20 protein-coding genes are annotated in these 26,940 nt (G+C 68.4%); 13 read left to right on the forward strand and 7 right to left on the reverse strand.

Features of this window, described 5'->3' with window-relative positions:
* Window positions 1–4 precede the first annotated feature (4 nt).
* Together JOE67_RS13690 and JOE67_RS13695 are read left to right on the forward strand one after the other, a co-directional pair.
* Window positions 5–1,504, forward strand: a complete 1,500-nt coding sequence (locus tag JOE67_RS13690) for a glycosyltransferase family 2 protein (RefSeq protein WP_204976076.1) — start codon at window positions 5–7, stop codon at window positions 1,502–1,504.
* Complete coding sequence (locus tag JOE67_RS13695; protein WP_204976077.1) at window positions 1,501–2,808, forward strand: glycosyltransferase; 1,308 nt, start codon at window positions 1,501–1,503, stop codon at window positions 2,806–2,808. Before JOE67_RS13690 ends, JOE67_RS13695 begins: the two co-directional genes overlap by 4 nt.
* Window positions 2,809–2,855: 47 nt before the next feature.
* On the opposite strand, the gene JOE67_RS13700 is transcribed toward JOE67_RS13695, so the two are convergent.
* Complete coding sequence (locus JOE67_RS13700; protein ID WP_204976078.1) at window positions 2,856–3,998, reverse strand: glycosyltransferase family protein; 1,143 nt, start codon at window positions 3,996–3,998, stop codon at window positions 2,856–2,858.
* A 14-nt stretch (window positions 3,999–4,012) separates the two neighbouring features.
* Entirely contained in the window at window positions 4,013–6,289 is a 2,277-nt protein-coding gene (locus JOE67_RS13705) for a glycosyltransferase (protein ID WP_204976079.1), read from the reverse strand.
* 55 nt (window positions 6,290–6,344) lie between these two features.
* Here JOE67_RS13705 and JOE67_RS13710 point away from each other — a divergent pair, with 55 nt between their 5' ends.
* Genes JOE67_RS13710 through JOE67_RS13740 form a run of 7 tightly spaced genes read left to right on the forward strand, consistent with a single transcriptional unit; the run spans window position 6,345 to window position 14,557 of the window.
* Entirely contained in the window at window positions 6,345–7,289 is a 945-nt protein-coding gene (locus JOE67_RS13710) for a glycosyltransferase (protein WP_204976080.1), read from the forward strand.
* A 57-nt stretch (window positions 7,290–7,346) separates the two neighbouring features.
* A complete protein-coding gene (wecB, locus tag JOE67_RS13715; RefSeq protein WP_204976081.1) occupies window positions 7,347–8,429 on the forward strand; it encodes a non-hydrolyzing UDP-N-acetylglucosamine 2-epimerase in 1,083 nt (360 codons plus the stop codon).
* On the forward strand, window positions 8,426–10,504 hold the full coding sequence (locus JOE67_RS15820; RefSeq protein WP_204976082.1) for an acyltransferase family protein: 2,079 nt from the start codon (window positions 8,426–8,428) through the stop codon (window positions 10,502–10,504). Before wecB ends, JOE67_RS15820 begins: the two co-directional genes overlap by 4 nt.
* A 10-nt stretch (window positions 10,505–10,514) precedes the next feature.
* Window positions 10,515–11,819, forward strand: a complete 1,305-nt coding sequence (locus JOE67_RS13725) for a nucleotide sugar dehydrogenase (protein ID WP_204976083.1) — start codon at window positions 10,515–10,517, stop codon at window positions 11,817–11,819.
* Window positions 11,820–11,854: 35 nt separating this feature from the next.
* Window positions 11,855–13,003 carry a UDP-galactopyranose mutase gene (gene glf, locus JOE67_RS13730; protein ID WP_204976084.1) on the forward strand — a complete coding sequence of 383 codons (1,149 nt, stop codon included), beginning with the start codon at window positions 11,855–11,857 and terminating at the stop codon, window positions 13,001–13,003.
* Window position 13,004: 1 nt separating this feature from the next.
* Window positions 13,005–13,820 (forward strand): ABC transporter permease, encoded by an 816-nt coding sequence (locus JOE67_RS13735; protein WP_204976085.1) that lies wholly within the window; start codon window positions 13,005–13,007, stop codon window positions 13,818–13,820.
* Window positions 13,820–14,557 carry an ABC transporter ATP-binding protein gene (locus JOE67_RS13740; RefSeq protein WP_204976086.1) on the forward strand — a complete coding sequence of 246 codons (738 nt, stop codon included), beginning with the start codon at window positions 13,820–13,822 and terminating at the stop codon, window positions 14,555–14,557. Before JOE67_RS13735 ends, JOE67_RS13740 begins: the two co-directional genes overlap by 1 nt.
* A 48-nt stretch (window positions 14,558–14,605) precedes the next feature.
* Here the strand turns inward: JOE67_RS13740 and JOE67_RS13745 are convergent, their stop codons facing one another.
* Genes JOE67_RS13745 through JOE67_RS13765 form a run of 5 tightly spaced genes read right to left on the reverse strand, consistent with a single transcriptional unit; the run spans window position 14,606 to window position 20,865 of the window.
* On the reverse strand, window positions 14,606–15,229 hold the full coding sequence (locus JOE67_RS13745; protein ID WP_204976087.1) for an APA family fibronectin-binding glycoprotein: 624 nt from the start codon (window positions 15,227–15,229) through the stop codon (window positions 14,606–14,608).
* Complete coding sequence (locus JOE67_RS13750; RefSeq protein WP_204976088.1) at window positions 15,226–16,185, reverse strand: glycosyltransferase family 2 protein; 960 nt, start codon at window positions 16,183–16,185, stop codon at window positions 15,226–15,228. The genes JOE67_RS13745 and JOE67_RS13750 overlap by 4 nt, the downstream gene beginning before the upstream one ends.
* Window positions 16,182–18,092, reverse strand: a complete 1,911-nt coding sequence (locus JOE67_RS13755) for a glycosyltransferase (protein WP_204976089.1) — start codon at window positions 18,090–18,092, stop codon at window positions 16,182–16,184. The genes JOE67_RS13750 and JOE67_RS13755 overlap by 4 nt, the downstream gene beginning before the upstream one ends.
* Before the next feature lie 59 nt (window positions 18,093–18,151).
* Window positions 18,152–19,459: an O-antigen ligase family protein gene (locus JOE67_RS13760; protein ID WP_204976090.1), complete on the reverse strand. Its 1,308-nt coding sequence runs from the start codon at window positions 19,457–19,459 to the stop codon at window positions 18,152–18,154.
* Window positions 19,456–20,865, reverse strand: coding sequence for an O-antigen ligase family protein (locus JOE67_RS13765; RefSeq protein ID WP_204976091.1), 1,410 nt, complete (start codon window positions 20,863–20,865; stop codon window positions 19,456–19,458). The genes JOE67_RS13760 and JOE67_RS13765 overlap by 4 nt, the downstream gene beginning before the upstream one ends.
* 58 nt (window positions 20,866–20,923) lie before the next feature.
* On the opposite strand from JOE67_RS13765, the gene manA reads away from it, so the two are divergent.
* The 4 genes from manA (at window position 20,924) to JOE67_RS13785 (ending at window position 26,930) form a co-directional block, all read left to right on the forward strand.
* Window positions 20,924–22,045, forward strand: coding sequence for a mannose-6-phosphate isomerase, class I (gene manA / locus JOE67_RS13770; RefSeq protein ID WP_204976092.1), 1,122 nt, complete (start codon window positions 20,924–20,926; stop codon window positions 22,043–22,045).
* A gap of 145 nt (window positions 22,046–22,190) precedes the next feature.
* Window positions 22,191–22,508 (forward strand): WhiB family transcriptional regulator, encoded by a 318-nt coding sequence (locus JOE67_RS13775; RefSeq protein ID WP_204976093.1) that lies wholly within the window; start codon window positions 22,191–22,193, stop codon window positions 22,506–22,508.
* A gap of 67 nt (window positions 22,509–22,575) precedes the next feature.
* On the forward strand, window positions 22,576–25,563 hold the full coding sequence (locus JOE67_RS13780; RefSeq protein WP_204976094.1) for a glycosyltransferase: 2,988 nt from the start codon (window positions 22,576–22,578) through the stop codon (window positions 25,561–25,563).
* Window positions 25,560–26,930: a DUF5719 family protein gene (locus JOE67_RS13785; protein ID WP_204976095.1), complete on the forward strand. Its 1,371-nt coding sequence runs from the start codon at window positions 25,560–25,562 to the stop codon at window positions 26,928–26,930. The genes JOE67_RS13780 and JOE67_RS13785 overlap by 4 nt, the downstream gene beginning before the upstream one ends.
* The last annotated feature ends 10 nt before the right edge of the window (window positions 26,931–26,940 follow it).

Consider the following 26,940-nt stretch of genomic DNA (forward strand, 5'->3'; position numbering starts at 1 on the left):
TCTGATGGTCGATGTGATCGTGGCGGTGCACAACGACCGACGACCGGTCGAGCGCGCGGTCGCCTCGGCGTTGCTGACCTCGCGCGAGGTACGGGCGACGATCGTCGCTCACAACGTGGACGCGGCTCGCATCCGAGAGCGACTGGGCGACCTCGGTCAGGACTCCCGCGTGCGGATCCTCGAACTGTCGGACGGAGTGCGTTCGCCCGCGAACGCGTTCAATCGTGGACTCGATGCTTCGACGGCGCGATACGTGGCGATCATCGGCTCAGACGACAGCCTGGAGCCCGGCGCCCTGGACGCCTGGGTCCACCTGGCAGAGTCCACCCATGCCGATGCCGTGATCGCGCCCATCGTCCGAGATGGCGGGCATGGTGTGCCGACTCCTCGTATTCGTCGCTCGCGGGCGCCACGCCTTCTCGACGCGGACCGTGACCGCCTCTACGAGAGGACTGCACCGCTGGGTCTGCAGCGTCGCTCCGCCACCGGCGCGCTTCGGTATGAGCAGGGCCTGGCGCGCGGCGTGGACCAGGTGTACGGCCTGCGGCTCTGGGCGAACCACCGAGTCGTCTTCGACCCCGACGGCCCCGCCTATCGCGAGCATGCAGATCAGGATGACCGGGTGACGCACGCCTTCGGTCCGATCGCTGACGACTTCGCCTTCCTGGCGACCTATCTCGACGAGATCCGACTCCTTCCGGCGGCCCTTCGCCGAGCAGCGGTCGCGAAGACCATTCGCGTGCACGTCGTCCCCGCCGTACGCAACCGCATCTCCGTCGGCACGCTCTCGCACGCTGACCTGGCGGCCGCAGCGGAGATCTTGTCCGCCCTCGAGAAGAGCGCTCCCCGAGCTCGAGGTCTGCTCCCTCGAACGGTGGGCGCAGACCTTCGTGCCATCGAGGCGATGTCGTCCGAGCGACTGTCCTCTGGTCGCGGGATCGCGCAGCGGATGGCCGAGCTGCTGCCGATGGATCTCCGTCTCGTCCTGCACAGGCATGGGCCATTGCGGAACGCCCTGGCCGGGCGCGCGCTGGCGCGCCGTGTGACCAGAGGATTCGCGACGCGCGAGGCCACTCGCGCCGGCGCCGTGACGTCGCCCGACGGAGGGGTGGTCGTTCTCTCGCCAGAGGCGACGTCAGCCGCACGCGACCTCAGCGACGAATGCGGTGGCATCGTGATCGGGTGGCGAGGAACGGCGGCGCACATCACCGTCGAGCGCCCGAGTCGATGGTCGATCCGCGCACAGCGCCTGCTCGGTGGCGGTTTCCCTACTCGGATCCTTCTCAGAGTGCTCGGAGCCGATGACGCCACTCAGTTCGCTCGTCGACTTCGGGGGACGCCCGCCGAGGCTGCTCTCCGTCGCGCGACGCTGATCGTCGCCGCGGAGGAAGATGGCGTCCTCGCCGCGTGGCGGGCGCAGCGCGCGAGCGGTGGGTCCGTGCGAGCGGTCCATGGGCTCGCCGCGGCACGGGAGATGCTGCAGAGACAAGGAAGACCATCATGACCCGTCCGCATCTGCTCTACACGGCGTGGAGCTTCCCGCCCAGCAGAGCGGGCGGCGTGTACCGAGCCGTGGCGACGGTGAACGCGTTCGCCGCCGCCGGCTGGGATGTCACCGTGCTGACAGTGCCGGAGCAGCTGTTCCGGATGTCGACCGGGATCGATGCTGAGCTCGCAGCGCAGGTCGACGACAGCATCCGGGTGATGCGTGAAGACCCCGATGTGCCGGCGTTCCAGAACGACCTGGCGAGCTGGCCGTGGCTGCGAGCACGGCATCCTGAGCTGTTCAAGCTCGTGGATCTGAGGCGCGACTTCCGAAGCTTCCCCGAGCCGAACTACGGTCGCTGGCGCAGGGGTCTCGAGGCGATGGCCGAGAGGGCGCATCGCCTCAAGCCTGTGGATCTCGCGATCGGCACGGCGAATCCTCACGTGGACTTCATCCCCGGGTGGCATCTGCACCGCACCCACGGGGTGCCGTACGTCATGGATTACCGCGATGCCTGGCAGCTCGACGTGTTCTCGGGAAGACGGCTCGTCACCGCCACCCCGGCCGTTCGTCGCTGGGAGCGCAGGCTGATCGGTTCAGCCGCTGAGGTGTGGTTCGTGAACGACGCGATTCGTTCCTGGCATGCGCAGCGCTATCCGGACTTCTCCGACCGCATGCAGGTCGTCGCGAACGGGTTCGACGAGTACAAGGAGTCGCTCCGGGTCCCCGTCCGTCCCGGTCGCGAGCAGGGGCTCACCTTCGGCTACATCGGCACCATCACCCCGAACGTGCCGCTCGATCTCATGCTCGAGGGATGGAGCCGGGCGCGCGCCACGGAACCCGAGCTCGCGGGGGCGGAGCTGGTGCTGCGCGGATACATCGGCCATTTCGGATCCGGCGATGCGACGGCGGCCAAGCGCATCGAGGCCGCAGCCGCAGACGGTGTGCGCTACGACGGGCCGGTCGGCAAGGCCGACATCGCGCGCACATACCGGGAGTTCGATGCGCTCGTGCTGGCTCTCGGCACGGGCCGATACGTCACCAGCGGCAAGGTGTACGAGTACGCCGCGACGGGCATACCCGTGGTCTCGGTGCATGACCCTGGGAACGCAGCGACGGATGTCATGGCCGGCTCACCCGCGTGGGTGCGCACGGAGACGATGACGGCTGACGGGATAGCGGCCGCCTTCGCGCAGGCCGCCAGAGTGGCACGCAACCAGGACATGGCTGCTCGCGAGGCGGCGCAGGAATGGGGAGCGAAGTACTCTCGTATCTCGCAGCTCGCCCCTCGCATCGAGGCTCTTTCGCCTGGGCGGACCTGAACCGGCTCGCCATCGCCCCGTGGCTCGGCAGCTGACAGCCGATCGGGTCAGCTCGGCCGGCTCTCGTCGATGGCGGCGATGGAGGTCACCCAGATCCCGACCTGATGCTCTGAAGAGAGTTCGGCGGCGGCTGCTGCTGCCGCGTTCTTCCAGGTCATCACGGTCGTCGGGTCAAGCGAATCCAGTACGTCCGTGAGGTCCTGAGCTGAGAAGCCCGCGGTCACCGCCCCGAAACCGTGCGTGCGCGTCATCCCCGCCATCGCCGCTGTCGGGCCCACGATCACCCCGAGCCGCGCCTGCACGAAGTCGAAGAACTTGTTCGGAAGGGCGAGTCGGTGATTCGTCGAAGTGGCAGGCAGGATGTGGATGCCGATGTCGTGCTGCGCGAGCGCGTCGGAGAGCTGGGAATGCGGGACCGGGTCGAGGATGCGGATGTTCGGCGAGTCCGATGCCCGCTCGCGGAGCTGCTGGATGTAGCCAGGGTCGTTGGGCATCAGGTGCATCGTGAACTCGATGTCGGCGCGGCTGCCGCGGACGCCGTCGATCATCGTGTCGAGATGCCGCCCGGCGAGAGCCGCGCCGGAGTGCACGAGGCGGATGGGAGAACCGACGGGACGAACGGGACGTTCCTGATAGGGGGACGCGTTCGTGACCACCTGGGGCTGCAGGCCGAGATCGCGGTATCTCTCTGCGATCTCGGGAGCGACCGTCGTGGTCGAGGCCGCCGGCGCGGCGAACTCCCGCACCTGCCAGGAGTTGAACGGAGCGCGCAGCGCAGCCCAGCGACGGTTGTCGTCGTGCAGGCCCGGAAAGTACTCGTGAAGATCGACATGGACCCTGTCGGGGGAGACGATCTCGTAGGCCAGCGGAGCCGCGTCGATGTCATTGGCGAGAACGATGTCGGCCCTCACGCCGCGCAGCGCCCGACGGGCGCCGCGGAACAGCGGAGAGGTCACGTGGATGAGGCGATATGCGCGCAGTCGCAGCAGCGCTGCCTCGACCCGCATGCGCCACTTCCGCCTGGCGCCGGTCGGCGCCTGCGGAAGGACGATGTGCTCATGGACTCCGTTCGGCGTCGTTCCCCACCCCGCCGTCACGACCTCGTACCGGTCAGCGAACGCAGCGATCTGCCGTTGGAGACGTGCGTCCGAGTTGAGATCCGAGAACGAGATGATCAGAAGTCGGGTCATGGGGCGCACCGGATTCACGAGGTCGAGGCAGGGGCGATCCACCTGCCGAGAAGGGCATCCGCGCTGAATCGGCCATCATGCACGGCGGAGACGAAGGCACGGCCTTCGTCCGCAAGTCTCTCACGTCGTCCTGGATCCGCGGCGAGGTCGAGGAGCACGGACTCGAGATCGGCGGCGGTGCTCTCGACGATGGGCAGTTCGAGGCCCGTCACGAGCTGCACGCGCTGGCGCACCGACGAGTGCACGTGGCTGACCACGACCTTCCCTGCAGCCATCGCCTCGCATGCTGCGGCGCCGTAGCTGCCGAGCCGGAACTGATCCAGCACGACATCCGCATCGGCATAGATCTGCGGCATCTCGTCGTGCGGCACGCCAGTGATCTCGGCGTACTCCACCGCGCCGGCCTCGGCCATCCGGGTCATGATGGGCCTGATCGCTGCTGTTCCCTTCACCGCGGCGCTGCTCGGTGCGTGCACGACACGGAGGCGACCGGCGGACGGCACCCTCTCGATGCCGGAGGACCACCGCTTCACGTCGATAGCGACGGGGACCCAGGTGGCCTCGGGCACGTCCTGCAGCAGGTCGGGTGTCGAGACGAACACGGGAAGCCCCAGTTCTGCGAGCAGAGCGCGGTTGCGTGCGGTCACGCGTACGGCGACGCGGTATGCGCGCTCGTTCGCGAACGCTTCGGGGCGGGGGCTCCGGATCTCCGTACCGTGGCACAGGATCGCGGCTGAGACCTGGGGACCGAGCAGCTCCAGCTGCACCTTCAGATCGCGGCCGCCCAGACGCCCGAAAGGAGGGATGAGGGACTCCACCAGGACGTGGGTGAAGGCGCGAGCGGCGTGCAGCTGGGCGCGCTGCCACGAAGCGGAGTTCTGGAACACGCGTCGTGCGACCACTGCATCCGCTGGATACCGGAAGGACGACTGCACCGCGAGGGTCCTCGCGCCGACATCCGGCGCCGCCTCCTCGAGTGCGGCAGCCCACCGGCCGGCCTGCCCGGCGTAGTTCGCCGGGGTGATCAGGATACGCGTCAGCGTGCTCGGGGCCTCGGATACATCGCGGCTGTCCGACCGGCGCGGAATCCCGAAGCGCAGAGCCGCGAGCCTGCCGGGGATGCTCGACGGATGAGTGGCGAGCCAGTCTGAGGCGCGTTCTCCGAGACCCTGGCGGTCGGGCGACCGGCGCTCCCGGCGTTCCATGAGGATGCGGGCGTATATGTCGGTCAGCTGCGCGGTCACGGTCTCGGCGCTGAAGCGGCCCTGGACCGTCGCCGCGATGGCCGTCGCCGTCATCTCACGCGTGGCGTCGTGGAGGTCTTCGACGGCGTCGGCATATGCCTCGCCGGTCTGCGTGGAGACGAACCTGCTCACCGTGGGGTCGGAGTAGTCGACAGCGCCGCTGGCGGCTCCGCTCACGATCGGCCGCCCGCTCGAGAGCGCCTCCGCCGCGACGATGCAGAAGTTGTCCCCCTGGGTGGGCAGGATGAACATGGTCGACGCAGCGAGCTCGCGCGCGACGCCGTCGTCGTCGAGCGCACCGGTCAGCCGTACGCGGTCAGCCACACCTCGTCGAGACGCCACCGTGAGCACCTCGTCGCGTTGCGCTCCCTCGCCGACCCAGGTGAGCTCGGCGTCGACGCCGCGGTCGACGAGTTCGGCGAGTGCGTGGACGGCGAGCACAGGACCCTTGCGCGGGATGATGCCGCCGATGCCGATCAGTCGGGGTCTGCTGAGATCGGTCCGCTCCTGCGGATCGACGCGGCGCACGATGCAGGGAACGACCTCCACCGCCGCGGGGCGGTAGCGGGCGATGCCCTCAGCCAGGCGGGTGCTCTCCGCGATGACGGCATCGGCACCGCGCAGTCGCGGGCCCAGGAGCGAGAGCGCGATCCGCTCGCCGCGCGCGAGCGTATCCGGTGCGGTGATCCCGGACCAGTGCTCCGAATGGACCCAGGCGGAGTCAGGGCCACCTGGACGACCTGTCAGCCACGGGAGGAGACCGGTGAGAGCGTGCGTGTGCACGACATCCGCTCCCGCCGACAGCTCGCCAACCAGGCGACGCGCCCGAAGATAGGAGCGAGGATCGCTCCTATTGAGCGGGACGTGGCGGTAGTCGTGGCCGCCCGGCGCTCTCGTGGCTGCCAGGGGTGCACCTCGCTGCCAGTCGAGATGCAGCACCGTCACGTCGTGGACCGTCGAGAGGGCCTCGACCTCGCGCCGGACGAACACCCCGGACACGGGTGAATCGGCGGTGGGGAACCACGGCGTGACGACCAGAATACGCACCGCTCAAGCGTATCCCGGGCCGAGAGGGAAGCATGCGGTGCGATACGATGCCGCGGTGAATCTGACCATCGGGATACCTACTTACAACCGTGCGGATGACGTCCGGAAGACCGTCCTCGACGTCCTGTCGCACGCGGATTCCGACTTGGTGCAGATCGTCGTCATCGACGACGGCGGAACCGATGGCACCTACGAGAGTCTCGTTCAGGAGTCCGAGATCGCGAGCCGTGTCCGTGTTCTGCGCAACGCCGAGAACCTCGGCTATGCAGGCACCTTCGCTCGTCTCTTCCGCGAGTGCACCACCGAGTACCTGATGCTGACGGCCGATGATGACCGCGTGATGATGGAGAACATTCGAGAGCTGATCGCGCACCTCGCCCATGTCGGACCGGCGTTCGTCTCGCCGCAGTTCATGCGCGGCGCACGAGTGGCTCGGGGTCGTGCCGCGACCGCAGAGGTCGCGCCGAAGGATTTCCTCCGAGCATCCGCGCACGCACCCGGTCTCGTCTACCGCGTCGCCGATTGTCTCCCGGCGCTCGACGAGCTCATGACGCGGGTCGCTGCGGAGAAGGTCGACGCCCTGGTCTACCCGCAGGTGCACGTCGTCATGCGGCTGCTGCTCGCGGGGCTCCGCTGCGAGTGGCTGGCCCTGCCCACCGTCATGGAGGGCGAGTATCGCCCGTCCGGAATCCGCGATGCCTCGGGTGGTGCGTACTGGTCGGTGGAATCGCGCTGGAAGCAGCTGAAATCCTACGATGCGCTGCTGGCGGAGTGGTCGGCAGACGATGAGACCGGGCGGGCGCAGGAGATGCTCGCAGCCCAGCGCGACCGTGCCTTCCACCTCATCGCCAGCGCAGTCCGTAACGAGAATCCGGCACTGGGCGACGCATTGGAGGCCGGAGCACGACGGCGCTACGAGCGCACGGTCCGCCAGTGGCTCGGCCAGGTGCCGGTCATCGCCTGGGCGGCACGTCGCAGCACGCGACTCCTGCGCCGCTGACCGTTCGTGCCGGCGCACCGACGTTCTTCTCAGAAGGGGAGCAATAGGATCGTCTCCGTGAAGATCGTCAGTGTCGTGGGCGCGCGCCCGCAGTTCGTCAAGCTCGCCCCGATCCACAAGGCCGCGCTGGCTGCCGGTGTGGAGCACATCATCGTTCATACCGGTCAGCATTACGACCCCATGCTGTCCGACGTCTTCTTCGACGATCTCGGCATCGGTGCCCCCCACGTGCACCTCGGAGTGGGAAGCGGCTCGCACGGCGTGCAGACGGGCGCCATGCTCGCCGCGCTGGACGGCGTGTTCGACGAGCACCGCCCGGACTGGGTCCTCGTGTACGGCGACACGAACTCGACGGTCGCCGCCGCGCTCAGCGCGGTGAAGATGCACATCCCCGTCGCCCATCTGGAGGCGGGACTGCGAAGCTTCAACCGTCGTATGCCCGAGGAGCACAACCGGGTCATGACCGACCACGCAGCAGATCTGCTGCTCGCGCCGACCCAGGTCGCCGTCGACCACCTTCGGAACGAGGGTCTCGAGGCGCGCACCGCACTGGTCGGGGACGTGATGACCGACGTGCTCTACGAGGTGCGCGACCAGGTCGGCTCTCAGCCGTCGGTGCTCCTGGAAGAGATGGGCCTGCAGGCCGGTGAGTACTACCTCGCGACCATCCATCGTGCGGAGAACACGGATGATCCCGCACGCCTCGCAGAGATCGCTGCAGCCCTGGGCGGTCTGGACCGTCCGGTCGTGCTCCTCGCCCATCCGCGCGTCGTCGCGAAGGCGGCCGCTCACGGCATCGAGCTGAATCAGGGAACGCTCATCGCGCATGCGCCGCTGGCGTACCCGGATCTGATCGCGGCGGCGCTGTCGAGCGCCGGAGTGGTGACAGATTCCGGCGGCCTTCAGAAGGAGGCCTTCCTGCTGGGTGTGCCATGCACGACCGTGCGCACCGAGACCGAATGGGTCGAGACGATCGAGCTCGGCTGGAACGTGCTGGCGAACACCGCCGAAGAGATCGCCGCAGGCGTGACCCGGCCCCGTCCGGTGAGCACGGATGCCGCTCCATACGGCGACGGGCGCGCGGCGCAGCGGGTCGTCGAAGTGCTCGGCGCACAGGCAGAGGGCTCTCAGCCGCGGTGACGACGACGACGGCGGAGGCGGGGCCTCTCGCGTCGCGTCGAGACCGCTTCCGGGCAGACATCCAGGGTCTTCGCGCCATCGCAGTGGGCGCAGTTCTGCTGTACCACGCGGGAGTGCCGTTCATCACCGGCGGCTACGTCGGCGTCGACATCTTCTTCGTGATCTCCGGCTTCCTCATCTCGACCCACCTCCTGCAGAGCCTCGAGCGTGAGGGGCGGATCGGTTTCGCGGATTTCTACGCGCGGCGCATCCGCCGGATCCTTCCGGCGTCACTCGTCGTCGCCATTCTGACGGCTGTCGCCATCGTCGTCTGGTACCCGCCACTGGGGGTCGAGCGCGTGCTCCGTGACGGCCTGGCCACAGTGCTGTACGTGCCGAACATATGGTTCGCCATCCAGAACACCGACTACTTGGCCGACCATTCGCCCTCGCCCTATCAGCACTACTGGTCTCTGGGAGTGGAGGAGCAGTTCTATCTGCTCTGGCCCCTGATCCTTCTGCTGATGTATCGAATCCTGCGCCGCACCCGCATGGCTCTCGTGATCGGCATCGCGGTGCTTGCCGCCGCGAGCATGGTCGCCGGGATCCTGCTCACGCCAGCGAATCAGCCGGCGGCCTTCTTCCTGCTGCCGACGCGAGCGTGGGAACTCCTCCTGGGCGGGCTCGTGGGGATCATGCTGCTGCGTGACCGCATCCCGTTGCCGGAATGGGTCCGCGCCGCAGGGGGTTGGGCCGGCCTCGCTCTCGTCGCAGCCAGTGTCCTCGTCTACGACGAGGACACCGTGTTCCCCGGCACTGCGGCGATCCTGCCGGCCCTCGGTACCGCGGTCGTGATCCTGTGCGGTGCCGCGCCCGCTCGATTCGGGCCGTCAGCGGTTCTGTCGATCAGGCCGATGCAGTTCGTGGGACTGATCTCATATTCCCTGTACCTCGTGCACTGGCCGCTGCTGGTCGTCACGCAGGCTGCCGTAGGGGAGCAGCACCCCCTGAGCCTGACGGCGCGGGTCGGGATGGGGATCGTGCTCGCTCTGCCACTGGCATGGCTGCTGTTCCGGTTCGTGGAGACACCGACGCGGTCTCCTCGCATCCTCACGTCCCGTCGCCCGCGCGTGACCCTGTGGACTGCTCTGGTCCTCACCGCCGCGCTCGCCGCGGGGCTGGGCGGTTCGGCGCACTGGGCGTCAGTGCGCGATGTGGGCACCGGGCCCGCCGTCGCTGAGGCTCCTGCCTTCCCTGATTCGCCTCCGCAGGCCACGGAGTACGTGCCCCGCAACATGCGCCCCGCGCTCGACCGCGTGTCCGCGGACGTGCCCGCTGTGTATGCAGACGGCTGCCACTGGGACGTGGCGCAGGAGGAGGTTCAGGAGTGCGTGTACGGAGACAAGGACGCAGACCATCGCGTCGCGGTCTTCGGGGACTCGCATTCCGCGCAGTGGCTCCCCGCGGTCCAGCACTTCTCGGACACCGCAGCGGGGATCGCCGTGTCCTCCTACACGAAGTCATCGTGCCCCGCGGTCGACGTCACCGTCCTCGATGACGGCGTTCCCTACCAGTCCTGTGACCGCTGGCGTGCATCTGTGCTCGAGCACCTCACCAACGCCCCGCCCGATCTCGTCGTGATCTCCAGCTACGCCTGGTACACCCTCGCCGATGCGACGGAGAGCAAGACGCGGGAGCAGGTGTGGGCGGCCGGCCTGTCGAAGACGGTCAGGCGTCTCGAGGATGCAGGCAGCGCAGTACTGGTGATCGCCGACACCCCGAGATTCTCGGTGCCCCCGGCGACCTGCGTCTCGGCATCCGTCATGGACGTGAGCGAATGCGACGGGAGGCGCGCAGACGCCCTCGATCCGGCGATGACCGAGACAGAGCGAGCGGCAGTGGAAGCCGAGGGTGGCACCTACCTGAACCTGAATGACGCGATCTGCGGCGCCGATCGCTGCCCGGTCATCATCGACGACCTGTTCGTGTACCGGGATGTCAACCATCTCACCGCGACGTTCGTGTCGTATCTGGGCCCAGCGGTGGCTGAGCCCATGGCATCCCTGCTGGGCGTCGCACCGCCGCCCGCCCCGTAGACTGGACCCCATGCGTATCGCCGTCGTGGCCCTCGGAAAGATCGGGCTTCCCCTCGCCGTCCAGTTCGCCTCCTCCGGTCACGACGTGATCGGCGTCGACGTCAATCAGAAGGCCGTAGACACGATCAACGCCGGCATCGAGCCGTTCCCCGGCGAGGCGCACCTGCAGGAGAAGCTCTCCGAGCTGATCCCGGCCGGCCGCCTGCGCGCGACCACCGACTACGCCGAGGCCATCCCCGGAGCGGATGCTGTCGTCCTGGTCGCTCCGGTCTTCGTCAACGACGAGACCTGGGAGCCCGACTTCAAGTACATGGATGCCGCGACCCGATCGCTCGCCGAGCACCTCACGCCGGGCACCCTGGTGTCGTACGAGACCACGCTTCCCGTCGGCACCACTCGCACGCGCTGGAAGCCGATGCTGGAAGAGGGATCCGGGCTGACCGAGGGCGTGGACTTCCACGTCGCCTATTCGCCCGAGCGGGTGCTGACGGGCCGGGTCTTCGAAGACCTGCGCAAGTATCCCAAGCTCATCGGCGCGCTCTCCGACGAGGGCAACCGCCGCGCCCGGGAGTTCTACGAGGCTGTGCTGCAGTTCGACGAGCGCCCCGACCTTCCCCGCCCGAACGGCGTCTGGGACCTCGGGTCCACTGAGGCGTCCGAGATGGCCAAGCTCGCGGAGACCACTTACCGCGACGTGAACATCGGCCTCGCGAACCAGTTCGGCGTCTTCGCCGCCAACCACGGGATCGACGTCTACAAGGTGATCGAGGCCTGCAACTCGCAGCCCTACAGCCACATCCACCGCCCTGGCATCGCGGTGGGCGGACACTGCATCCCCGTCTACCCGCGCCTGTACCTGTCGACCGACCCGGATGCCGACATCGTGCGCGTCGCGCGGCTGTTCAACGCCTCGATGCCCGAGCGCCTCGTCGCACAGGCGGCCGACATGCTGGGCGACCTGACGGGACGCCGCGCTGTTGTTCTGGGCGCCGCCTACCGTGGGGGAGTGAAAGAGACCGCCTTCTCCGGGGTCTTCCCGACGGTCGCCGCTCTCGCGCAGCGCGGGGCAGAGGTGTTCGTGCACGACCCGCTGTACAGCGACGACGAGCTGCGTGCGCTCGGCTTCGAGCCGTTCACGATCGGAGACGCGGCCGAGCTCGCCATCCTGCAGACGGACCACGCCGACTACAAGACCATCGCTCCCTCACAGATCCCGGGCATCAAGCTCCTCGTCGACGGCCGAAACGCCACAGATGCCGCCCTGTGGGCAGGTACGCCGCGGATCGTCGTCGGCACCGCTGGCTCGCGTCCCTGAACGGTCTTCGCTGGTCGCCCGGCTACGATTGACGCATGGATCTTCTCGTCGTAGGGTCGGGTTTCTTCGGCCTCACCATCGCTGAGCGTGCCGCAGAAGCCGGCCGTAAAGTCACCGTCATCGACCGTCGTGCACACATCGGCGGCAATGCCTACAGCGAGGCGGAGCCCGAGACGGGCATCGAGGTCCATCGTTACGGCGCGCACCTCTTCCACACCTCGAACGCCACGGTGTGGGAGTACGTCAACCGCTTCACGACCTTCACCGATTACGTGCACAGGGTGTACACGAACCACAACAGCGTCGTGTACCCGATGCCGGTCAACCTCGGCACGATCAACCAGTTCTTCAGCGCCGCCTATTCGCCCGCCGAAGCGCGTGCGCTCGTCAAGGAGCAGGCAGGCGAATTCGATGTGAAGACGGCCCAGAACTTCGAAGAGAAGGGCATCGCCCTCGTCGGGCGGCCGCTGTTCGAGGCGTTCTTCCGCGACTACACGGCCAAGCAGTGGCAGACCGACCCGCAGAAGCTCTCGGGCGATATCATCAGCCGTCTCCCCGTGCGGTACACCTACGACAACCGCTACTTCAACGACACGTGGGAAGGTCTGCCGACTGACGGATACACCGCGTGGCTCGAGCGCATGGCCGACCACCCGAACATCGAGGTCAAGCTCGGCGTCGACTACTTCGATGAGACCCAGCCGCTGAACAAGCGGGCCACCGTCGGTCAGCTCCCTGTGGTGTACACCGGTCCCGTCGATCGCTACTTCGACTATGCCGAAGGAGAGCTCAGCTGGCGCACGCTCGACTTCGAGCAGGAGGTGCTCGACATCTCCGATTTCCAGGGCACCAGCGTCATGAACTACCCCGACCTCGACGTGCCGTTCACCCGCATCCACGAGTTCAAGCACTTCCACCCCGAGCGTCGCGAGGTGTTCAACTCCGACAAGACGGTGATCATGCGCGAGTTCTCGCGGTTCGCGAGCCGCGGCGACGAGCCGTACTACCCGGTCAACACCGCCGCCGACCGCGACGGTCTGCTCGCGTACCGCGAGCTCGCGAAGGGCGAGTCCGACGTGCACTTCGGCGGTCGCCTCGGCACGTACCAGTACCTCGACATGCACATGGCCATCGGCTCCGCGCTGTCGATGTGGCGCAACGAGCTCTCGGGCGAGAGCGTCTGACGTGGCGACGACGGTGGGAGCGGCGGGGACTCCCCGGCGCTACCTCCACTCGCTGTGGCTGCTGTCCGCCCGTGATCTGAAGGTCCGCTACTCCACCAGCGCGCTCGGATACCTGTGGTCGATCCTCGACCCACTGGTGATGAGCGCCATCTACTGGTTCGTGTTCACGGTGATCTTCCATCGCGGATCGATCGGGGCTCAGCCCTACATCGTGTTCCTGATCGCGGCCCTGCTCCCGTGGGTGTGGTTCCAGACCGCCGTGACCGATTTCACCCGGGCGTTCAAGAAGGACGCCCGCCTCGTACGGTCGACCGCGATTCCGCGGTCGATCTGGGTGATGCGCCCGGTGCTCTCCAAGGGGATCGAGTTCCTCTTCTCGATGCCGGTGCTGATCGTCTTCGTCGTCGGCACGCGGATCTGGGGTGAGGGCGACAACGTCGCCCATGTGGGGTGGGGCATCCTGTGGCTGCCCGCGGCGATCGCGCTGCAGGCGGTCCTGCTCACAGGCCTGGGCCTGCTCGTCGCTCCGCTCTGCGCGCTGTACACCGATCTGGAGAGAACAACCGCGCTCATCATGCGCGCCCTGTTCTACGCCTCCCCGATCATCTACTCCGTACAGGACATCCCGGGCGTGCTCAGCGACCTCGCGCCGTTCAATCCGCTGGCCGGCATCTTCACCCTGTACCGGATGGCCTTCTTCCCCGACATGTGGGACGGGCGCACCGTGCTGATCAGCGTCGCGATGAGCCTGATCATCCTCGTAGTGGGCGTCTGGGTGTTCCGCAAGCTCGAGCGCCCCGTCCTGAAGGGACTGTGATGACCGCTGCGATCCAGGTCGACGGGCTCGGGGTGCGGTTCCGCCGCAACCGCCGAGGAACCCGCAACTTCAAGGACATCTTCGCGGGTGCGAGCCGGCGCGCTCGGCCCGGGGAGTTCTGGGCGCTGCGGGACGTCTCCTTCGACGTCGCGCCCGGTGAGTCGATCGGCGTCGTGGGCCGCAACGGCCAGGGGAAATCCACCCTTCTTCGTCTCGTCGCGGGGGTGCTGCTGCCGGACGAGGGCAGTGTGCGGGTGAACGGCGGGGTGGCGCCGCTGATCGAGCTCACCGGGGGTTTCGTCGGCGATCTGACGGTCCGTGAGAACGTGCGGCTCACGGCGGGCCTGCATGGCATGTCGAAGGCCGAAGTCGCCCGCCGCTACGACGAGATGATCGCGTTCGCCGAACTCGAGGACTTCCAGGAGACGCCGTACAAGCACCTGTCCAACGGCATGAAGGTGCGGCTCGCCTTCTCTGTGGTGTCTCAGCTCGACGAGCCGATACTGCTGGTCGACGAGGTGCTTGCGGTCGGCGACAAGGCCTTCCGTGACAAGTGCTACAAGCGCATGGACGAGCTGCTCGCCGAAGGCCGCACGCTCTTCTTCGTCAGCCACAACGAGCGTGATCTCCGTCGCTTCTGCAGTCGAGGACTGTACCTCGACAAGGGGCAGCTGGCCATGGATGGTCCGATCGAGGCCGTCCTCGACCGCTACAACGCCGATCACGGAACGTCATGAGTGAGACCGCCGCGCCGATCTGCGCGGCGGGACTTCGCCCGGCGAATCTCAGCCGGCGATGAGTTCGTTCAGAACCGCGAGCTTCGCGCGCGCGGTCGAGAGCTGGCTGCTCGTCGACCCACCCTGCACGAAGGCCGCCCGCAACGCGTCAAGAGCCTGACCGTACTCCTGCACACTCGCTCGCCACTCGCGGGCGATGGAGCTCGGGGCGACCACGTCCGACAACCGGCCGGCGTCGTCTCGCAGCTGATCGGTGATCTGCACGCCCTCGTCACCTGAGGCATCCTGCGCGTAGGTCAGGCCGGTCGACGCGTCGTCGAGCCGAGGCTGCACCTTATCGCGGAAGACCGGAAGCGCCGGGTCCGAGGGCGCCGGTGGTGACGTCGGTGCAGGCGACGCCGAAGACGGGGCGGGCGTCGGGCTGCTCGAGGACGTCGGGGTCGTCAGCGGCGTCGGCGAGGCGGAAGGGGAGGAGGGCGCCGACGCCGACGGTGTCGGCGACTCGGTGGACGAGGGACCCGCAGCGGTCTCCCACGGGCGCACGACGGCGAGGACGACAGCGACCGCCACGGTGATCGCGACGACGGCGAGGCCGATCATCAGCCACATGCGCGAGCGACGCGGTTTCTCTTCGGGAAAGGCCCAGACGTACTCGGGCTGCGGTTCGGTCATCGCTTCGCCAGCGCAGGCATCGGACGCCAGGTTCGATCGCGGCTGATCCGCGCGCCGTCCCGGAGGCCACGGAACAGGTTGCTCGTGCCACGCACGGTCCGCTCGACGAAGAACAGCCGGATCAGCTCCTTGACGAACGTGGCGGTCGTCCCCAAGCCGAACAGCACGGGGCTGTACGCGTCGTGCGTCCGGTAGTAGTGCTTGATATATGCACGGTTGCGCATGATGTAGTAGCGGTAGGCGTTGCTCGAGGCGTTCATGTGCCGGATGCCCATATCCCACTGCTTGATCTCGCGGGTGCGGCGAAGCACGAATTCGTCGACGATCACTGCCGTCGTCAGCCGCGACGCCAGCCAGCCGTACATCTGGTCGTCCCAGTAGATGAAGAATCGCGGGTCAGGCAGGCCGATGCGCTCGACGATGGAGCGGTGGATGAACATGCCCTCGAAGCAGCCGCTGTTCATCTGCTTGAAACCGGAGGAGTCGAACTTCGACGGCGCGAACGGGATCGGGATGCCCATGCGCTCGGCGATGCGGTACTGCCAGTAGAACTCGCTGCCGTCGTAGTCGTAACGGCGGCCCTGGATGCTCTTGAAGCGACGCGACCAGCGGCCCATCTTCGCCAGGCCGTCGGGGATGACCTCGACATCGTCGTCCATCATCCAGATCCACTCCGAGCCGAGGTCGTATGCGGTGCGCATGCCCTCGCTGAAACCACCGGATCCGCCCGTGTTGGTCTCGAGGCGTCGGTAGACGATCTCGGTGCCGATGCTGTCGCGGAACGACTCGACCACGTCCGTCGTGTCGTCCGCGGAGGCGTTGTCGACGATGACGACCCGACCCGGCTTCGGATCCATCGAGCGGATGCTGGTGAGCAGACCGGTCAGCAGGTGCGAGCGGTTGTAGGTCACGATGACGATCGCCGCGGTGGACGGATCGAAGCCCGCAGCGGTCATGCCTGCTCCTCGAAGATGGTGCGCCAGGAATCGTCGGACACGAGCTCCGGGAGGGCGGCGCGGTACTCGGACTGCAGCTTGGACCAGTTGCGTCGGAGCTTTCGATGCAGCCTGATGCTCTCGGTCAGCATCCTGCGGTACTGGGCGCGGTCGCGAGTGTAGACGTTCTTGCCCGAACCGTCGGCCGAGCTCACCAGCACGCTGTCGTACCGTGGCACGCGCCACCAGTGCGCGTCTCCCTTGCCGAATTCCACCTCGGGCTGCATCCTGTTGGCGGGGTCCGGGGTGCGCAGCCAGTGCGCGAGCAGGGTCCGCAGGGTGAACCAGCGCAGCATCAGACCGGCCGGACTGTCGAACTCGTGCTGCTTCATCCGCTTGAAGACCTGCCGTCCCTTCCGCGAATGCAGCACGCGGCTCGGGTCGCGGTGCACGACGGTCTCGGGGAAGTCCGCTGCGAGCTTGCGCGCAGCAGGCATCGCGGTCGCGAGGTTCTGCTTCATGTGCGCCGGTCCCGACAGCACATCGTGCAGAGCGCGGGCTCGCAGCGCCACGGGGTAGTACTGCATCATCATCAGGTGCTTGAGATCGACGCGGAGGCTGTGCTTGAGCAGCCGCCCGCCCTGCGGCGCATTGGAGTGGAGCAGCCCGGCGACGATGCGGTTGCGGGCGTGGAAATACGCCTGCCAGTCGATCGAATCGTCCTTGTTCACCCATGAGACGTGCCAGAGTGCGACACCGGGAAGCGAGACGGTCGGGAATCCGGCCGCTCCGGCTCTGAGACAGAACTCCGCATCGTCCCACTTGATGAAGGCGGGCAGCGAGAGCCCGACCTCGCGGATCGCGTCCAGCGGGATGAGGCACATCCACCAGCCGTTGTAGTCGGCATCCATCCGCATGTGCAGCAGCGGCGACTGGCGCAGGTTGGCGGCGCCGAAGTCGTGCGGCATCTTCTCCTGGTACAGGTTGCGCCACATGAACGGGTGCTCGTCCACGACCTCTGCCCAGCCGTGCAGCTTCGGGCGGTCGAGCAGGTCGAACATGTGCCCGCCGACGAGCACAGGGGTGGTCGCGTAGCGGGCGAAGACGATCGACCGCCGCAGCGACTCGGGCTCCAGGCGCACGTCGTCGTCAAGCAGCTGGACGAAATCGCTCTCGGGGCGCTGGAGGGTCTCGAGCATCGACCGTGCGAAGCCGCCTGAGCCGCCGAGGTTGGGCTGACGGATGACCTGCAGCGTCTCGCCGAGCCGCTCGGCGACGTCGTCGTAGCCGTCCTGCTCGGCCACGAGCTGAGTGCCCTGGTCGATGAGGAAAATGCGGTCGACGAACTCCAGTGCATCGGGCGATGCCGCCAGGGCGTTCAGCGTCTCGACGCAGTAGTCGGGCTTGTTGTAGGTGGTGATGCCGAGTGACGCCTTGCCGGCACGCGCCGGCTCCTGCTCGGTGGTCCACTGAGCGCCTTCGAGCACCGCGTGCTTCTCATCGGCGACCACATCGAACCAGATCCAGCCGCCGTCGCTGTACTCGGTGAGCGACAGGTCGAAGGAAGTCGTCGCGTGACCGGTCACCTCGCGCGTGTCGATGCGCTGCCGCACGCCCTGACCGTTCGAACGGTAGACGAGAACCGTGGCCGGTCCCGAGGTCTGGACGGTGAGGCGCACCTCGCGGACACCCGTCCAGTGCTGCCAGTACGAGGCCGGGAAGGCGTTGAAGTACGTGCCCAGCGACACTCGGCGGCCCGAGACGATGCGCGCGCGGTGACGACCGAGGATATTGCCCAGGTGCGCGCGGTTCGACACCCGCACGGGCTCTTCATCGATGACCGACCAGGTCTCGGGGTCCGCGTACAGGGGGAGCAGGTCGGGGTCGCGGTCGAGCGGGAAGACGACGTTCTGCAGCACGTGGGTCACGAGGGGAAAGCCTACCGGTCGCGCCTTGGGAACTCCGGTGACGGCCCGCCGTTCGCGGCTCAGCTGCGTCCGTGCTCCGGCCCGAGCGTCGGGATGGCACCGGTCTGCGCCGAGTCGATGCTCTCTCGCCACGATCGGGTCTGACCGGCGCGCAGGGCGCACAGGACGAGCAGCAGCCAGCCGATCCCCGTGAGCGCGAAGCTCTCGAACATCGACTCGACGGCGAGGGTCATGAGCACCAGGGGCGTCCACGCGTAGAGGACCGAACGACGCACGCTGGCCACGAGCCATGAGCGCACGATCGCGACGCCTCCCAGTACGAGGAAGAGCGCAAGGCCGGCCCAGCCGAGCTGCAGCAGAGTGTCGAAGTAGGCGTTGAGCGCCGACTGGTGGTGGTCGGAGAGCTGGAAGTTGATGTACGTGAACGGGAATTCGCCGCGAGGCCAGGGGCCGAACCAGCCATAGCCGGTGATGGGCCGCTCGGCGATGAAGTCGAGCATCATGTTCCACAGGTCCGCGCGGGTCGAGAAGTCGGAGCCCGCGTCCAGAAGGCGGATGATCTGATGCCGCAGCGCGAACGCGACGATCAGCCCGCCGACCACCAGGCCGCCCAGGACCCATTGCATGGCTGCGCGTCGATGGGCAGAGGTGTGCCGGACGATCGTCAGCGCGGTGGTGGCGACTCCCACTGCAGCGGCCAGCACGACGACCGAGGGCGATGCCGAGAGGAGGGCGAGGAATCCGCCCAGCGCGACCGACAGGATCCCTGCAACGCGGCCGATCGACTGAGTTCGCCACTCGATGACGAAGGTGATCAGCGCGACCACCGCGATGAACCCGAGCATGTTGCGGGTCCCGAAGACGCCCTGGATCGGGCCGCCGGCGGCGAGGTTGCCCTGGATCCCCAGCGCGGTGAACGGTGTGTCGAGCAGGATGCCCGAGAGTATCTCGAGACCGAGCGAGATGCTCAGCAGCCAGCGGAGGGTGTCGCCGATGGCGCGGACCGTCTGCAGCGTGTCGCGCACATGACCGATCGTGATGGCGATCAGTGCGTAGCCGAGCAGCGTGATCCAGCCCGCGATCGTCCCGGTGCGATCAGACGACCACAGCGCACTGATCAGGGCGAGCATCAGGAAGCCGAGCAGCGACGTCGGCGCGAAGCGGAGCGGGGTCAGCTCCTCCCGGCGCACGACGAGCACCGCGAGACCGAGAAGCGCGAGGGTGCCGATGATCACGGCGAGGCTGACCGGCGACATCATCCGCTCGATGAGCGCCGAGGTGAACGCGGCGGTCAGGGCCGTGAGGGTGTAGGCACGCGCGAACAACGCCGTGCCGAGCAGCGAGACGACGTATCGCCGCGGCGTCATGGCACCTGCCGCGACTGCGGACCGTGCGAGATGACAGGAGTGCGCTCGCCGACGCCGACGCCGATCAGAGGCACCGCCTTCATCTTGAACGACAGGAGGATGAGCAGCAGCCAGCCCCACAGCATGATCGGCGCCGATTCTGCGAGGCCCTCGACGAGCAGCACGGCCGCGAGCAGCACCGGCAGCAGAGACAGGGGGGAGTAGGGCCGTTCGGCGTCGAGGTCCCAGCGAGGACGGTCGACGGCGAAGAACCACGCGCGCCAGGTCAGCGCGAGCCAGGCGACGGCCATCAGGACCACTCCCACCACGCCGAGCTGCAGGAAGACGTCGAGCCACATGTCATGGGCGTGGAAGACGCTGAGGCCATGGTTCAGGATCCATCCGTCGAACGCCGGATCCCAGGGCACCCACGGTGACGAGAAGCCGTTCCCGAGCACAGGGCGGGTGATCGCCCGATCCCATACGGCCTGCCAGATCTCGATGCGACCGGTCAGGTCGGATCCCTTGCCCAGCAGCGCAAGGAGGCTGTCGCGCAGCAGCACCGCTGCCGTCACGCCCACGGCCGCCACGACTCCGAAACCGAGGTACAGCAGACCGCGTCGCCGGGTGACACGGGCGACCAGCGCCGCGATCAGCACGGCGACGACCACGGCGATGCTCAGATACACCGTCGCCGAGGCCGCCTTGACCAGCAGCACGACGGCCAGCGCGGCCCAGACGATCAGCATGGTGCGGCGGCGCACCTGCGTGGCGTAGAGCACGCCGAAGACGATCAGAGCGAAAAGGCACATCATTGCGAGGGTGTGGGCGTTGCCGACCACCCCCTGGATCCGTCCGCCGTCGAACAGGTTGCCGCGCACCCAGTAGAGGTGGGGATCGACCTTGCCGTCGGGGAGGTCGACGAAGTTGGGCAGCAGCGGGTGCCTGATCACCAGGGCCACCCACAGCTCGATCGCGAGCGAGAGACCGAGGATGAGCTTCAGCACGGTGGACAGGGCCCGCGCGATCTCCTGCCACGTGAGCATGGTCGCGATGAGCAGGGCCGTGACGGTGATGGCCGCGAGAAGCGACCAGGTGAGCAGGGTGGCCGTGGGCCAGCGGGACCACAGAGTGGAGACGAGGGCCAGGGCCGCATAGCCGAGCGCGGCCCACGGCAGCCGGCGCCAGGGGAATCTGGTCGGACGCTGCGCCACCACCGCGGGAACCCAGATCGCGAGCGCTCCTGCAGTGAGGATGGTGAGCAGGATGCCCGAGCCGACGGGTCCGACGAGGTTGTAGACGGCGGTGTGAGCGAAGATGCAGAACAGCGAGAGCACGCTGTATGCGCGCACCATCAGGTGCGCGGTCGTCTCCCGCGGCGGCGCCGCAGGAAGAGCGGCGACTGGATGCTTGGTGTACACGGCCATCGGGTTCAGGCTATCGCGCCGAAGCGGCGTCGTACCTGTCTCGACCTACGCTGGGATCATGCTTCTCTCGATCGCGAATGACCCCCGTGACTACGCCTGGGGCTCGACCACTCTGCTGGCTGCGCTCGAAGGGCGCGCACCCTCGGCATCCCCCGAAGCGGAGGTGTGGTTCGGAGACCACCCCGGCGATCCCGCCGACGTCAGCACGGGCGGCACCCTCGACGCCGTCACCGGCGGATCGCTGCCGTACCTCCTCAAGCTGCTCGCCGCCGCCGACCCGCTCTCGATCCAGGTGCACCCGACTCGTGAGCAGGCTCGCGAGGGGTTCGCCCGGGAGACCGGGATGGATGCCGGTGACCCTGCGCGCAACTACCGCGACGCGAATCACAAGCCCGAGCTCATCGTCGCGCTGAGCGACCGCTTCGAGGCGCTTGCGGGGCTCCGCCCGATAGCAGAGACCCAGCGGCTCCTGGCATCCCTTCCCGACTCGGACGGCGCGCGCGAGGTGAGCGAGCGCCTCGGCGCGGGTGACGAGGCGACGGCGCTGCGTGCCACGATCGGCTGGCTGCTGTCTGGCGACGCCGCCGACGAGGTGGCGGAGATCATCGCCGGTCTGCGGGCAGCCGAATCGGCGGAGTTCGCCGACGCTCTGCACGCTCTGCGCGGAATCGCCGAGCGCTGCCCCGACGACCCGGGGGTGGTCGTTGCGATGCTGATGAACTTCGTGGTGCTGGCCCCCGGCGAGGCGATCTTCCTTCGAGCAGGGCTGCTGCACGCGTACGTGTCGGGTCTCGGCGTCGAGATCATGGCGGCCAGCGACAACGTGCTTCGTGGTGGACTGACGCCGAAGCACATCGACATCGACGAACTGCTCGCGATCGTCGACACCACCCCGGGCGTGGTGTCCGTGCAGCCGAGCAGCGGGGAGGTCACCACCTATGACGTGCCGGTGAGCGACTTCGCGCTGCGCCGTGTCCTCGTCGACGGCGAGTACCGAGCTGAGGTCAGCGGACCCACGATGGTGCTCGCCACGCGCGGTGAGCTGACGGTCTCGGGAGTGTCCGACGCGGGTGTCCCCGTCGCTGTGGGCAGGGCGGTGTTCGCGACAGCAGACGAGCCCGAACTGCTGCTGCGCGGGACCGGGGAGGCATTCATCGCACAGCCGGGTGCCGTCGTCTGAGGGCCGCGACACGCCGATGCAGGTTCAATGAACCTTAAACGCACCCTTGAGGGTTTACGATCCGCGACTTGACCACGGCGAATGACACGGGTGTAATTAGTCGTGCACGGCCCGAGGGGGGCACGAGCAGGGTTGGGAGATCGAGATGACGGGTTACCGGTCAGACGTTCCCGAGAATTGGTTCGTCGATCCAGTGAATCTCGGCGTGCCCGGCGTACGCCGAGCAGACGCCGAGGATGACGGCGCACTCGCATGGCAGGCGGACGCGCTCTGCGCGCAGACCGACCCCGAGGCGTTCTTCCCCGAGAAGGGCGGCTCGACGCGAGATGCCAAGCGCATCTGCACGTCATGCGACGTACGGGGCGAGTGCCTCGAGTACGCGCTGAACAACGACGAGCGCTTCGGCATCTGGGGCGGTCTGAGCGAGCGCGAGCGCCGCAAGCTCAAGCGCCGCGCAAGCTGACGGCTTCGCGGGCGCGCCGAGTCCGATGACCGGCGCCCCGCGCATGCCTGTCTAGGCTGGCTCTGCCATGCCATCCCGAGTACACGCCATCGTCGTCGCACGCACCGGCGAACCCGCAGCCGCACAACTCGGCCGCACTCTCGAAGCCCTTCGCAGACAGTCCACCCCGCCCGATGCCGTCACGGTCGTCGTGCTGGGAAGCGGCGCGCAGGTGCGCGCGGTCGACGGGATCGGCCACAGCGTCGAGGCGATCGTCGAGGCGCGGGCGACCACGACCTTCGCGGAGGCTGTCGCGCTGGCGCAGCCGCGCATCGCACCGGGCTCCTCGGTCTGGATGCTCACGCACGACTCGGTACCCGAGCCGAGAGCTCTGCAGCTGCTCGCCGGCTCGCTCGAACGCTCGCCCTCCGCGGCCTTGGCCGCCCCGAAGCTCGTTCGTCATGACGACGACCGCGAGATCGTGTCGATGGGCATCAGCATCAGCCGGTTCGGCCGGACGGTCGAGCTGGCCGCAGGCGAACTCGACCAGGGGCAGCACGATTCCGACGAGGACACCCTCGGAGCCGACGTGCGGGGCATGCTGATCCGCGGAGCGGCACCGGTGGTGCTGCGTCCCGATCCCGGACTCGGCGGCGCCGACGAGGGTCTCGATCTCGGCGTGCGCGCCAGGCTCGGCGGCGCCCGAGCGGTTCTCGTGCCGGGAGCGCGAATCGGCGTGCGGCCCGACGGGGTGGCCGCCGCACCGCAGCGGGAAGCCGCTCGCGCATGGATGAGCAGGCGCGCTCAGCTGCACCGGCGGCTCGCGTATGCCCCCGCGATCGCGGTCCCGCTGCACTGGCTGAGCCTGCTGCCCCTCGCCCTCTGGCGGTCGATCGTGCATCTCATCGGCAAGCGTCCGGGCGCTGTCGCCCCCGAATGGGGTGCGGCGCTGGCAAGCATGGTCTCGGTCGGCGCGATCCTGCGTTCGCGGCGTTCGATCCGGTCCTTCCGGTCCGCTTCGTGGGCGAGCATCGCCCCTCTCCGCGTGAGCGCGAGGCAGCTGCGGCATCGGCTCGACGATGGTCACGGAAGCGAGCGCGGTGCGGTGAGCGAACTGCGCTTCTTCAGCGGGGGAGGCGCATGGGCCACTCTCGCGGCGCTCGTCGTCGGCATCGCCGTGTTCTTCCCTCTGCTGGCGTGGCCGAGCATCGGCGGTGGCGAGCTGCTGCCGATGCGACAGGACGTCGCCGACCTCTGGAAGGACGCGGGCTGGGGCCTTCGCGACCTCGGGCTCGGGGTCGTCGGACCTGCTGATCCCTTCGCCGGCGTGCTCGCGGTGCTCGGCACGCTCTGGCCGGGTGAGCCGTCGTTCGCGGTCGTGCTCCTGTGGCTCTGCGCGCTGCCGCTCGCTGTGCTCGGCGGATGGTTCGCCGCGACGCGCGTCACCGACCGGGCGGGCCTGCGCATTCTCGGCGGTGTGCTGTGGGCCCTGGCGCCGACCTTCCTCGCAGCGCTCGTGCAGGGCCGTCCCGCGGCTGTGCTGCTGCACCTGCTGCTGCCGTGGCTGTTCCACTCGGCAGCGGTCGCGCACCGCTCCTGGGGTGCGGCGGGCGCGGCATCGCTCATCGCCGCGGCGTCTCTCGCGTGCGCGCCGTCGCTGGCACCCGCTCTCGTGCTGCTGTGGTCGCTGACACTGGTCTTCATGCTCTCCACCGGAAGGGTGCGAGGGGCCGTGCGCGTCTTCTGGCTGCTCATCCCCGCAGCAGCGCTGTTCGCCCCCCTCATCCATCGACGGGTGAGTGACGGTGATCCGTGGGCGCTTCTCGCCGATCCGGGAGCGGTTCAGCCGCTCGCGCAGGCCACGGCGGATGCTCTGGGACGACTGCACATCGCGCAGGGGTTCCCCGCCCCTGGATTCGGCGGCTGGGACTGGCTGGTCGGCGACAGCCTCGCCCCGTTCGCGGCGCTGCTGCTCGCGCCGCTCGGGCTTCTCGCGCTCGTGTCGGCGCTCTCTCCGCGCTGGCGAGCGGGATTCGCGCTTCTCTTCACCACCGTCACCGGTCTCGTCGCGGCGATGCTCGCGGTTGGTGTGACCGTGTCGTTCGTGCACGGCGAAGCCGTGGCGATCTGGCCCGGCACCGGCCTGAGCCTCGCCTGGCTCGGCGCAGTGGGGGCGGCTCTCGTCACGCTCGACACCGTGGTGGCCATGACGGCCCTGCGCTCGGCGGCCGCACTCATCGCAGGCATCGCCGTCGCCGCCTGCGCGGTCCCCGGACTGCTGGCCGTGAATCTGGGCGAGGCGCAGATCCGCAACGGTGCGACCAGCACTCTGCCCGCACTCGTCGCGGCGCATGCGGTCGACGACGTCGAGAGCGGCACGCTCGTCATGACCCCGCTCGACGACGGATCCCTGGGTACTCAGCTCGTATGGGGCCCGAGCTCCACACTGAGCGCGCAGACGACGCTGCTCAGCACGGCGACACGGGTGCAGGGCGACGACATCGCGACTGACGCCGTCGATCTGCTGTCTGCGCGGGACTTCGATGCCGCCGCGGCGCTGGGAGACCGGGGCATCGGCTTCGTGCTGCTCACCTCCCGCCCCGGACAGAGCGACCAGGCTCGCAGCATGGTCGACGCTGCGATCACCGCGATCGACCAGCGAGCGGGATTCGTCAAGGCGGGCGAGACGCCGAACGGGATGCTCTGGCAGATCGACACCGCCGTCGGCACGCGCGTCCAGCCCTCCGAGGTGCAGAGCACGGTGGGGCGCCTGGTCGGACTCGCGCAGCTGGTGGTGATCCTGGCGGCTCTGCTGCTCGCGATCCCGACCAGAGCCTCCCGCCGTGAGGCTCGCGCGCGCTCACGGGTCGTGGGACGAGCGGCTGATGAGCCGCTTGTTCTTCCCCGACGCCGGAGTGAGAACCTCGCTGTCCGCACGGAACGCGGATCGGCAGCGTCCGCCGATCTGGAACAGCGTGACGCCGCCGCCGTGCCGGCGGAACCCGCGGGGGACACCGACGACCCTGACGCGCCCGCTGATCCGGGGCAGCCGGTCGCTGAGAAGGAGAGCCGATGAAGCAGCGCACCATCCATCTCGCCGCCACCGGAGCGCGGATAGCCACCGGAGCGGCCGTCGCGACGGCCTGCGTGCTCGGTGTTGCAGCGTCCGTCGCCGCGCCCTGGCCCGTGCTGCAGAGCACTCCCGCGTCCACGACGGTGACCCCCATGCCCGGTGACTCCACGATCGTGTGCAACGGCTCGTTCCGGGCTCTCGGACGCGATTCCAGCAGGGCGGATCTGCTGGTATCGGCTGGTGTGCCGCGTCTCCGTCTCGATGCCGGCGACCATCAGACCAGCACGGCACCGCTGCAGATGCCGGATGTGCTCGGCGGCGAGGGGGCGCAGAGCATCACGGGCGCCGTCTCAGACCGTACGGCCCCGCTGATCTCGGCCTCCGAGTCGCTCACCCTCGACGACGAGGACCTGCGCGGCTTCGCTGCCGCCCCCTGTCGCGAGGCGACCATGCGCTCCTGGCTGGTGGGCGGTGACGGATCCACCGGCTCCTCAGACGTGATCGTGCTGTCCAACCCCGCCGACGTGCCCGCGACCGTCGATCTCAACGTCTACGGGTCGCAGAAGGCGAGCACGGTGAGGATCGTGCAGCCGAAAACCCAGATGACGCTGTCTCTCGCGTCGGTCGCGGGGTCCGAGCCCCGCCCGGTCATCGAGGTGATCGCCTCCGGCGCCCCGGTGCGCGCGGCGATGCAATCGGCGCATGTGCGAACCCTCGACGCGGTCGGCATCGACGTGCAGGACGGCACCGGCGGCGCTCAGGAGAGCCTGAGGCTGCTCGGCGTGCAGTCGCAGCCGATCACCGAGGGCGACGATTCCACGGGCATCCTGCTTCGCATACTCGCTCCGGCCGACGACGCCACCGCGACAGTCCGAGTGCGAGGCGCTGCCGGCGCTGCGGGTTCGGACGAGTACACCGTGGAGCTGACCTCGGGCGTCCCGGCGGAGATCTCGCTGACCGGTATTCCCGCCGGGGCTCAGGACGTCGAGATCGATGCGACGGCGCCCATCGTCGCAGCCGCTCGCCAGGCCGTGCGAGCGGAGGGCCGCGAGGACTTCAGCTGGATGCTTCCGGCTCCGCAGCTGAGCGGCACCGTGCCGTTCACGGTGCCGGCGGGCGCTGCCGCCACCCTGTACCTCCGGAACACAGGCTTCGATCCTGTGTCAGTGACTCTCGAGGGGCCCAGCGGGCAGACCATCGAGCTGCCCGCTGACGGCGTCGAGACGGTCTCTCTGCGCGCCGGCGGTCATCGACTCCGCACAGAGGGGGCTGTGCACGCCGCGGTGGGACTGCTCGGGGATGGGGCGATCGCGGGGTGGCCGCTCTGGTCGCCGCCCGCGACGCAGAAGCCGATCGTCGTGCGTCCCTGACGGCGACAGG

This window comes from Microbacterium esteraromaticum (genome assembly GCF_016907315.1).
Classification (GTDB): Bacteria; Actinomycetota; Actinomycetes; order Actinomycetales; family Microbacteriaceae; genus Microbacterium; species Microbacterium esteraromaticum.

What these genes read in the sequence shown, in the direction of transcription:
- JOE67_RS13725 (WP_204976083.1), top strand. Translation starts at nt 10,515, where the DNA reads ATGCGTATCGCCGTCGTGGCCCTCGGAAAGATCGGGCTTCCCCTCGCC.
- JOE67_RS13780 (WP_204976094.1), top strand. Translation starts at nt 22,576, where the DNA reads ATGCCATCCCGAGTACACGCCATCGTCGTCGCACGCACCGGCGAACCC.
- JOE67_RS13740 (WP_204976086.1), top strand. Translation starts at nt 13,820, where the DNA reads ATGACCGCTGCGATCCAGGTCGACGGGCTCGGGGTGCGGTTCCGCCGC.
- glf (WP_204976084.1), top strand. Translation starts at nt 11,855, where the DNA reads ATGGATCTTCTCGTCGTAGGGTCGGGTTTCTTCGGCCTCACCATCGCT.
- JOE67_RS13695 (WP_204976077.1), top strand. Translation starts at nt 1,501, where the DNA reads ATGACCCGTCCGCATCTGCTCTACACGGCGTGGAGCTTCCCGCCCAGC.
- manA (WP_204976092.1), top strand. Translation starts at nt 20,924, where the DNA reads ATGCTTCTCTCGATCGCGAATGACCCCCGTGACTACGCCTGGGGCTCG.
- JOE67_RS13745 (WP_204976087.1), bottom strand. Translation starts at nt 15,229, where the DNA reads ATGACCGAACCGCAGCCCGAGTACGTCTGGGCCTTTCCCGAAGAGAAA.
- JOE67_RS13690 (WP_204976076.1), top strand. Translation starts at nt 5, where the DNA reads ATGGTCGATGTGATCGTGGCGGTGCACAACGACCGACGACCGGTCGAG.
- JOE67_RS13750 (WP_204976088.1), bottom strand. Translation starts at nt 16,185, where the DNA reads ATGACCGCTGCGGGCTTCGATCCGTCCACCGCGGCGATCGTCATCGTG.
- JOE67_RS13765 (WP_204976091.1), bottom strand. Translation starts at nt 20,865, where the DNA reads ATGGCCGTGTACACCAAGCATCCAGTCGCCGCTCTTCCTGCGGCGCCG.
- JOE67_RS13785 (WP_204976095.1), top strand. Translation starts at nt 25,560, where the DNA reads ATGAAGCAGCGCACCATCCATCTCGCCGCCACCGGAGCGCGGATAGCC.
- JOE67_RS13700 (WP_204976078.1), bottom strand. Translation starts at nt 3,998, where the DNA reads ATGACCCGACTTCTGATCATCTCGTTCTCGGATCTCAACTCGGACGCA.
- JOE67_RS13760 (WP_204976090.1), bottom strand. Translation starts at nt 19,459, where the DNA reads ATGACGCCGCGGCGATACGTCGTCTCGCTGCTCGGCACGGCGTTGTTC.
- JOE67_RS13775 (WP_204976093.1), top strand. Translation starts at nt 22,191, where the DNA reads ATGACGGGTTACCGGTCAGACGTTCCCGAGAATTGGTTCGTCGATCCA.